Genomic DNA, 8,711 nt, shown 5'->3' with positions numbered 1-8,711 from the left:
CCCCAGGAGCGGGCGGCAGGCGGCAAAGGGGCAGCCCGCCGACGGGGGAAGATCGGCGGGCTGCCTATGTGCCGCAGTGGCTCTATGAGTTCATGAGTTCAGGACATCAGTGGACCGAGTGCTCCTCAAGAGGGAACGTTCCGCCGACGACATCCTCCGCAAACGCCTTCGCCGCGTCACCCATGACCGCACGCAGATCGGCGTACTGCTTCACGAACTTCGGCATCTTCCCGCCCGTCAGCCCCAGCATGTCGGTCCACACCAACACCTGCGCGTCCGTCTCGGCCCCCGCCCCGATCCCGACGGTGGGAATGTGCAGCACCCGGGTCACCTCGGCGGCCAACTCCGCCGGCACCAGCTCAAGGACGACAGCGAACGCCCCCGCGTCCTGCACGGACTTCGCGTCCCGCAGCAACTGCTGGGCGGCCTCCTCGCCCCGCCCCTGCACCCGGTACCCCATCGAGTTCACGGACTGCGGAGTGAGGCCGATGTGCGCCATCACCGGGATTCCGGACTCGACCAGCAGCCGGATCTGCTCGTGCGACCGCTCGCCGCCCTCCAGCTTCACCGCGCCGACCCCCGCCTCCTTCACCAGCCGGGTCGCCGAGCGCAGCGCCTGCACCGGACCCTCCTGGTAGGAACCGAACGGCAGGTCCGCGACGATCAGGGCGCGGCTCGTGCCCCGTACGACGGCGGCGGACAGCATGGCCATCTCGTCGAGGGTGACGGGCACGGTCGACTCGTACCCGAGGTGGCAGTTGCCCGCAGAGTCACCGACGAGCATGACCGGGATCCCGGCCTCGTCGAAGACGGACGCGGTCATCGCGTCGTAGGCGGTGAGCATGGGCCACTTCTCGCCGCGTTCCTTGGCGAGGCCGATGTCGCGGACGGTGATACGACGTGTGCCCTTGCCTCCGTACAGCGCCTTGCTGCCGTCGGAGGAACTGTTCTTCACAGTCTGGGCAGCCGAAAGCTGCGTCATTGCAACGGCTCCTTCAGTCATCTTGAGGCACCCTTACGGCGTCCCCAGATCCCCTCCATGGTGGCACCTCGTGCCACAGAGGGCCAGAGGGACCCCCGGCACGTCCCGTCACACCAGGCTGACGTAAGGCCTGAGTAAAATATTTACGATACGGCACGGTCCCGTATCGTAATTAGCCCGCGGTTCCCTAGTCTGGACCGCATGACCACTCCACCCGTCCCTGGCACCCGGATACCCGAAGCGGTGCACCGCCGCCGCTGGGCCATCCTCGGCGTGCTGATGCTGAGCCTGCTCATCGTGGTGCTCGACAACTCGATCCTCAACGTCGCCATCAAGACCATCTCCACCCCGGCCCCGACCGGCCTGGGCGCGACACAGAGCGAGCTGGAGTGGGCGATCAACGCCTACACCCTCGTCTTCGCCGGCCTGCTGTTCACCGCGGGCCTCCTCGGTGACCGGATCGGCCGCAAGAAGGTCCTGCTCGGCGGGCTCGTCGTGTTCGGCATCGGCTCCGCGCTCGCCGCCGAGTCCGGCTCGCCGGACCAACTCATCGGCTACCGCGCCCTGATGGCGCTGGGCGCCGCGTTCGTGATGCCCGCCACCCTCGCCGTCCTCATGAACGTCTTCGAGCGCGACGAGCAGCCCAAGGCCATCGGCATCTGGGCCGGCGGCGTCGGCCTCGCCATCGCCATCGGCCCGATCACCGGCGGCGTGCTCCTCGACCACTTCTGGTGGGGCTCGGTCTTCCTGATCAACGTGCCGATCGTGCTGATCGCCCTCGCGCTGATGATCTGGCTGGTCCCCGACTCCCGCGACCCGAAGCCCGGCCGCCTCGACCCGGTCGGCGTCGTCCTGTCCGTCGTAGGTCTCGTCCTGCTGGTCTACGGCATCATCGAGGGCGGCGAGCTCGCCGACTTCACGGCGCCCAAGGTGCTGTCGACGATCATCGCCGGTGTCGTCGTCCTCGCCGGGTTCGTCTGGTTCGAGAAGCGCAGCGACCACCCGTCGATCGACGTCACGTACTTCAAGAACAAGGTGTTCTCGGCCGCGATCGCCGCCATCGCGCTGGTCTTCTTCGCGCTGATGGGCGTGACCTTCTTCTCGGTCTTCTACACCCAGAGCGTGCGCGGCTACTCGCCGCTGCAGACCGGCCTGCTGATGCTGCCGCTGGCCGCCGCGCAGATGATCTTCGCGCCGCGGGCCCGGCTGGTCGTCAACCGGTTCGGCAACAAGATGACGACCGGTGTCGGCCTGGTGGTGCTCGCCGGGATGCTCGCCGCCTTCGCGACCCTCAAGGCGGACACGCCGATCTGGATCCTGGAAGTCATCTTCTTCCTCATGGGCGCCGGCATGGCGCACGTCATGACCCCGACCAGCGTCGTCATCATGCAGGCCCTGCCGCGCGAGAAGGCGGGCTCCGCGTCCGCGCTGAGCAACACCTTCCGCCAGGTCGGCGGCGCCCTCGGTATCGCCGTCCTCGGCTCGGTGCTGTCCACGGCGTACCGCAACGGCATCGAGGGCAAGCTCGGCTCGGTGCCGGCCGCCCTCAGGGACACCGCCGGTGAGTCCATCGAGGCCACCCTCGGTGTCGCGGCGAAGCTCGGCCCGCAGGGCAGGGTCCTGATCACCCCGGCCAACGACGCCTTCCTGCACGCCATGCACGTCACCGCCCTGTGCGGCGCGGGCGTCGCGATCGTCGGCGCCGTAGTGGCGTTCCTCTTCCTGCCCGGCAAGCCTCCGGCCCCTCAGGAGGGCAAGGAGGAGCAGGAGTTGGTCGTCGTAGGGGAATAGCGACCACAATCACCCAGGACGGACCGGAACGGGGGGAACAGCGAAGGGACGGAGTGAAGTGAGCCTTGCCGACAACGGCACCGCCCATGGCACCGACAGCGGGACCCGGCCGGACGCCCCCACCAGGGGGCGCCCGCGCAGCGAGGCCGTCGAACGCGCCATCACGGAGGGCGTGATGAAGCTCCTGGAGGAAGGCGTGCCGCTGGCCGAACTCTCCATCGAGCGCATCGCCCGTACCGCCGGTGTCGGCAAGGCCACCATCTACCGCCGCTGGCCGGGCAAGGAGGAACTGTTCGTCGACGTCGTCCGCGAGGCCGAGCCGCAGGACCCCGAACTGCCCGGCATCTCGCTGCGCGACGACCTCGTGGCCATGATGGAACAGCTGCGTCAGCGCGGCCTGATGACCCGGTCCTCGGCGCTCCTGCACAACGTCTTCGCGCAGATGAAGAGCACCCCGAAGGTGTGGGCCGCCTACCACGCGACCGTCGTGGAGCCCCGCCGCCGCAAGCAGGTGGAACTCCTGCGCCGCGCCCAGGAGAACGGCGAACTCCGCACGGACATCGACCCCGAGCTGATGAACGACATGCTGGTCGGCCCGATGCTCCTGCGCACCGTCATGCGCTTCGACGCGGACCTCCCCGAGGGCCTGTCGGAACTGCTCGTCGACACGGTGCTGGTGGCCCTACGTCCCGTCAGTTCGTAGGTGCCGCGGGCCGCGCCCGAATGTGCGCGTCTCGTCACAAGCCCGGCCCGCGAGCCGGTATCCGGAACTCACGGCGCCGACTTGTTCGTCCTCGTCCCCGTACGGCCGTCATGGGACGGCGGATCGGAACCGATCATCCCCTAGGGTCGTAGGCGCGGGGACGATGGTGTGCACGGCAGGTAGTGAGGCGACGGTATGGCACAGCAGGCGTATGTGACGGAGACGGACGACGGCGGCTCGGGGGACGAGCCGCGCGGATCCCGGCTTCGGCGCCTGTGGAACAGACTGATCGGCGGCTGGCGCGGCGATCCGCGGATCTGGCGCCGGGGCCTGGTCCTCGCCGCGCTGGCGATCCTCCTGGCCCTCGTCATGCTGCTGCACTCGCGCATCCCGAACCGGATCGGCAACCTCGGCAGCCTCACGGAGACGTTCCTGCCCTGGCTCGGGGTGATGATCCCGGTACTCCTGGTCCTCGGTCTGGTCCGCAGGTCGGCGACCGCGCTCATCGCCGTCGTACTCACGACGGTCGTCTGGCTGAACCTCTTCGGCGGGCTGCTGCTCAGCGACAAGACCGGCACCGGTGGCGACCTGACGGTGGCCACGCACAACGTCAACGCCGAGAACCCCGACCCGTCCGGCACGGCCCGTGACGTGGCCGCGTCCGGCGCGGACGTCGTAGCCCTGGAGGAGCTGACGGCGTCGGCGGTCCCGACGTACGAGAAGGCACTCGCGTCGACCTACAAGTACCACTCGGTCGAGGGCACGGTCGGGCTGTGGAGCAAGTACCCGATGAGCGGCATCAAGGCCGTGGACATAAAGCTGGGCTGGACGCGCGCGATGCGCGCCACCGTCGCGACCCCCGAGGGACAGATCGCGGTCTACGTCGCCCACCTCCCGTCGGTGCGGGTGAAGATCGAGGCCGGGTTCACGGCCCGGCAGCGCGACACGAGCGCCGACGCGCTCGGCGAGGCCATTGCCGCCGAGCCGCTCAAGCGGAAGATCCTCCTCGGCGACCTCAACGGCACGATGAACGACCGCTCGCTGAACGCCGTCACCTCCCAGATGCGCTCCACGCAGGGCGCGGCGGGCAGCGGCTTCGGGTTCAGCTGGCCGGCGTCGTTCCCGATGGCGCGGATCGACCAGATCATGGTCCAGGGCGTGGAGCCGGTGACCTCGTGGACCCTCCCCAAGACGGGCAGCGACCACCTCCCGATCGCGGCCCGTGTGAACCTCGACACGAGCTCTTAACCTCGTGGAATAGCGGGCCTGGGAGTCTTTGTTCCGTAACTGAACATAAGCTGTACGGAACTCCGCTCTCCCTGAAAGGCACAGGCACCTCCCATGCCCCTGGCCCTGCTCGCTCTGGCCGTCGGCGCTTTTGGTATCGGCACCACCGAATTCGTGATCATGGGCCTGCTGCCCGAGGTCGCGGACGACCTGCACGTCTCGATCCCCACGGCGGGCCACCTGGTCTCGGCGTACGCGCTGGGCGTCGTCATCGGCGCCCCGCTGCTCGCGGCGGTCACGGCCCGCCTGCCCCGCCGCACGGTGCTGATCGGCCTGATGGCGCTGTTCGTGGCGGGCAACGTCCTCTCGGCCTTCGCCGCGAACTACGACTACCTCCTGGCGGCCCGCTTCCTGAGCGGCCTGCCGCACGGCGCCTTCTTCGGCGTAGGGGCGGTGGTCGCTACGACCATGGTCGCGCCCGAACGCAAGGCTCGCTCCGTCTCCCTGATGTTCCTGGGCCTCACGGTCGCCAACATCGTGGGCGTACCGGCGGCCACGCTGATGGGCCAACACCTGGGCTGGCGGGCCACGTTCCTCGGCGTGAGCGTGATCGGCGTCGCGGCGATAGCGTCCCTGGCCCTGCTGATCCCGCACGACCACGCGCACGCCCCGAAGGTGGGCCTGCGAGGCGAACTGGCCGCGCTGAAGTCCCTCCCGGTATGGCTGGCGCTGGGCACGACGGTGGCGGGCTTCGGCGCGCTCTTCTCGGCCTACAGCTACATCGCCCCGATGCTCACAGACGCGGCGGGCTTCGCCGACGGCAGCGTGACGCTGCTGCTGGCCCTGTTCGGCGTAGGCGCGACGGCAGGCAACCTGATGGGCGGCCGCCTGGCGGACCACTCCCTCCGGGGCACACTCTTCGGCGGCCTGGCGTCCCTGGTGGTCGTCCTGGCCCTGTTCCCCCTCCTGATGACCACGGAGTGGACGGCGGCACTGGCGGTGATCCTGCTGGGCGTAGCGGCGTTCGTCACGGGCTCCCCGCTCCAACTGATGGTGATGGAAAAGGCGTCGGCAGGCCCGTCGTTGGCGTCGTCGGCAAACCAGGCGGCCTTCAACTTGGCCAACGCGGGCGGCGCTTGGATCGGCGGCCTCGCCCTGGCGGCAGGCTTCGGCGCTACGTCGCCCGCACTGGCCGGCGCGGTGTTGGCGGTACTGGGGTTGGGAGTCGCGGGCACGGCATGGGGAGTCGACCGGCGTCGAACGGTACCCGGCCGCGAGCGCGTGGTCGCAGCCCACGTCCCGGAACAGGCAAGGGCCCTGCACTCCTGACCTTTTCGCCCACCCACCCGGCCACCTGTCTCGGTCGGTTGGGAGGTTCACCTTTCGACCGACCGGATCGGGCACCTCGCCACGCGGACTGCCGACGGCATCCAATGTCCGAACGTTCAGGTAAGTGATCACCTGCGTCTGCGTGCCGTGGTTGCCGTCAGCTCCGAGCGGGAGCCCGCGCTCCAACGACGGTTTTCAAGACCGTCCCCTTGTGCCGCTCGGTCAACCCACCTGCGCACACGCCCACCACGCAACACGGTCGCACGGGCGATCAACGGCTTGAACCCACGGCACCAGGCCGCCGTTCTTGTCGAAGACCTCGGCGTCATCACCCGAGGTCACCCACACCGTGATGCCCTGATCGTGAACGACCACGTTGAACGGCGACTGCTCCGGCTCCGCCTCGGTCACCACGGTGAACTCCTCACCGGGGAGCAACCAGTGAGCGGTTCCCCACGGCTCGACCCACAGACAGACCGTGCTGCTGGTCTCGTTGCTCACGCTCGTCCTGGACACGCTCGCACCCTGAGACACGCTCGCACCCTGACCAGCAACATGATCGGTCGCACAAGTCCTAGTCGAAGCGCGCCAGTTCAGCCAGCCAAGCCCCCGCCGACCCATCCGAAGGCGCCCGCCAATCCCCCCGAGGCGACAACGACCCCCCCGCCGAAACCTTCGGCCCATTGGGCATGGCCGACCGCTTGAACTGGGCGAACCCGAAGAACCGCCGACAGAACACCTCAAGCCAGGACCGGATCTCGGGCAGGTCATACGCCACCCGCTTGGCCTCGGGGAACCCCGGCGGCCAGGCCCCAGCCCCCGCGTCATGCCACGCGTGCCACGCCAGGAACGCGATCTTCGACGGGCGGAAGCCATACCGCAGCACATGGAAGAGCGTGAAGTCGTGCAGTGCGTACGGGCCGATCTTCGACTCCGTGGACTGCATCTCCTCGCCCGGTACCAACTCCGGACTGATCTCCGTGTCGAGGATCGCGGTGAGGATCTTGCCGGTCTCCTCGTCGAACTGGTCGCTGCTGACGACCCAGCGGATCAGGTGCTGGATCAGGGTCTTCGGTACGCCGGAGTTGACGTTGTAGTGGCTCATCTGGTCGCCCACGCCGTATGTGGACCAGCCGAGCGCCAGCTCCGAGAGGTCGCCGGTGCCGAGCACGATGCCGTTGCGCTGGTTGGCGAGGCGGAACAGGTAGTCGGTGCGCAGGCCGGCCTGGACGTTCTCAAAGGTGATGTCGTACACCGGCTCGCCGGACGCGAAGGGGTGGCCCATCTCCTTCAGCATCAGCCGTGCCGTCGGCGTGATGTCCAGCTCGGCCGCGGTGACGCCGATGGCACGCATCAGCGCGTGGGCGTTGTCCTTCGTGTGGTTGCTGGTGGCGAAACCGGGCAGCGTCCACGCCAGGATGTCGCTGCGCGGTCGCCCCGCGCGGTCCATCGCGCGGGCGGCGACGATCAGCGCGTGCGTCGAGTCGAGGCCGCCGGACACCCCGATGACCACCTTCGGGCCGCCGATCGCCGCGAGCCGCTGCTGAAGGCCCTCGACCTGGATGTTGTACGCCTCGTAGCAGTCCTGCGCGAGGCGCTCCGCGTCGGCCGGTACGAACGGGAAGCGCTCCAGGCGGCGGCGGAGTCCCAAGTCCGTGAGCGGGGGGGTGAGTTCGAAGGAAACCGTCCGGAAATCACCCGTGCGCGCCCGATGGGTCCGCCGGTTGTCGTCGAACGTGCCCATCCGCTGCCGTTCCTGCCGCAGCAGGTCGAGGTCGATGTCGGCCACCGCGTACTCGTCGCCCAGCGGGAAGCGTTCGGTCTCGGCCAGCAGTGCGCCGTTCTCGTAGACCATGGCCTGGCCGTCCCAGGACAGGTCGGTGGTCGACTCGCCGAGGCCGGCCGCGGCGTAGACGTACGCGGCGAGGCAACGGGCGGACGCCGAGCGGCAGAGGAGTTTGCGGTCCTCTGCGCGGCCTACCGTGATCGGGCTGCCGGAGAGGTTGACGAGGACTGTCGCGCCCGCCAGGGCGGCCTCGGCACTCGGCGGCACCGGCACCCACATGTCCTCGCAGATCTCCGCGTGCAGCACGAGGGACGGTACGTCCTGCGCCGCGAACAGCAGATCCACGCCGAAGGGGACGGTCTCCCCGCCGACATGGATCGATCCGCCGCGCTCGTCCGCGCCGTCGGCGATCTGGCGGCGTTCGTAGAACTCACGGTAGTTCGGGGGATACGACTTCGGTACGACACCCAGGACGCGGCCTCGGTGCACCAGCACCGCGCAGTTGTAGATCCGATTGCGGTGCCGCAGCGGGGCCCCGACGACCAGGACCGGCAGCAGCTCGGCCGAGCCGGTGACCACCTCCTGGAGCGCCTCCTCGACCTGGTCCAGGAGTACGTCCTGGAGCAGCAGGTCCTCGATGGAGTAGCCGCACAGGCCCATCTCCGCGAAGACGGCGACCGCGACGCCCTCCTCGGAGCACCGGCGGGCGTGGCGCAGGACGGCTTCGGCGTTGGCGTGCGGGTCCGCGATGACGGTGTGGCCCGTGCAGGCGGCGACGCGGGCGAAGCCGTGCTGATAGATCGACCAGAAGTTCAGTGGAGGCACGGGGTCCACTGTAATCGCCCGTAATCGTCAGGGCGACGCAATGGGGTGGCGTGAGGTGTGGTGCACCC

General features: G+C 68.9%; 7 protein-coding genes. 4 read left to right on the top strand and 3 right to left on the bottom strand.

Going from position 1 to position 8,711, the window contains the following annotated elements; genetic code table 11:
• Window positions 1-106 precede the first annotated feature (106 nt).
• A complete protein-coding gene (gene panB, locus ACFWP5_RS20830) occupies window positions 107-982 on the bottom strand; it encodes a 3-methyl-2-oxobutanoate hydroxymethyltransferase (RefSeq protein ID WP_384158310.1) in 876 nt (291 codons plus the stop codon).
• A gap of 201 nt (window positions 983-1,183) precedes the next feature.
• Between panB and ACFWP5_RS20825 the strand changes: the two genes are divergently transcribed.
• The 4 genes from ACFWP5_RS20825 to ACFWP5_RS20810 all read left to right on the top strand — a co-directional run bounded on the left by ACFWP5_RS20825 (window position 1,184) and on the right by ACFWP5_RS20810 (window position 6,032).
• Window positions 1,184-2,773, top strand: coding sequence for an MFS transporter (locus ACFWP5_RS20825; RefSeq protein ID WP_384158307.1), 1,590 nt, complete (start codon window positions 1,184-1,186; stop codon window positions 2,771-2,773).
• Window positions 2,774-2,831: 58 nt separating this feature from the next.
• Window positions 2,832-3,476: a TetR/AcrR family transcriptional regulator gene (locus ACFWP5_RS20820; protein WP_384158304.1), complete on the top strand. Its 645-nt coding sequence runs from the start codon at window positions 2,832-2,834 to the stop codon at window positions 3,474-3,476.
• A 195-nt stretch (window positions 3,477-3,671) separates the two neighbouring features.
• Window positions 3,672-4,724, top strand: a complete 1,053-nt coding sequence (locus tag ACFWP5_RS20815; protein ID WP_384158301.1) for an endonuclease/exonuclease/phosphatase family protein — start codon at window positions 3,672-3,674, stop codon at window positions 4,722-4,724.
• Between the two features lie 93 nt (window positions 4,725-4,817).
• A complete protein-coding gene (locus tag ACFWP5_RS20810; RefSeq protein ID WP_384158298.1) occupies window positions 4,818-6,032 on the top strand; it encodes an MFS transporter in 1,215 nt (404 codons plus the stop codon).
• Window positions 6,033-6,254: 222 nt separating this feature from the next.
• On the opposite strand, the gene ACFWP5_RS20805 is transcribed toward ACFWP5_RS20810, so the two are convergent.
• The gene (locus ACFWP5_RS20805) at window positions 6,255-6,446 is read right to left on the bottom strand and encodes a hypothetical protein (protein ID WP_384158295.1); all 192 of its coding nucleotides are present in this window, start codon (window positions 6,444-6,446) and stop codon (window positions 6,255-6,257) included.
• Between the two features lie 160 nt (window positions 6,447-6,606).
• A complete protein-coding gene (locus ACFWP5_RS20800; protein ID WP_384158292.1) occupies window positions 6,607-8,643 on the bottom strand; it encodes an NAD(+) synthase in 2,037 nt (678 codons plus the stop codon).
• Between the last annotated feature and the right edge of the window lie 68 nt (window positions 8,644-8,711).

Source organism: Streptomyces sp. NPDC058469, assembly GCF_042721125.1.
In the GTDB taxonomy this organism is placed as follows: domain Bacteria; phylum Actinomycetota; class Actinomycetes; order Streptomycetales; family Streptomycetaceae; genus Streptomyces.
This window is presented reverse-complemented; position numbering and strand designations above follow the sequence as displayed.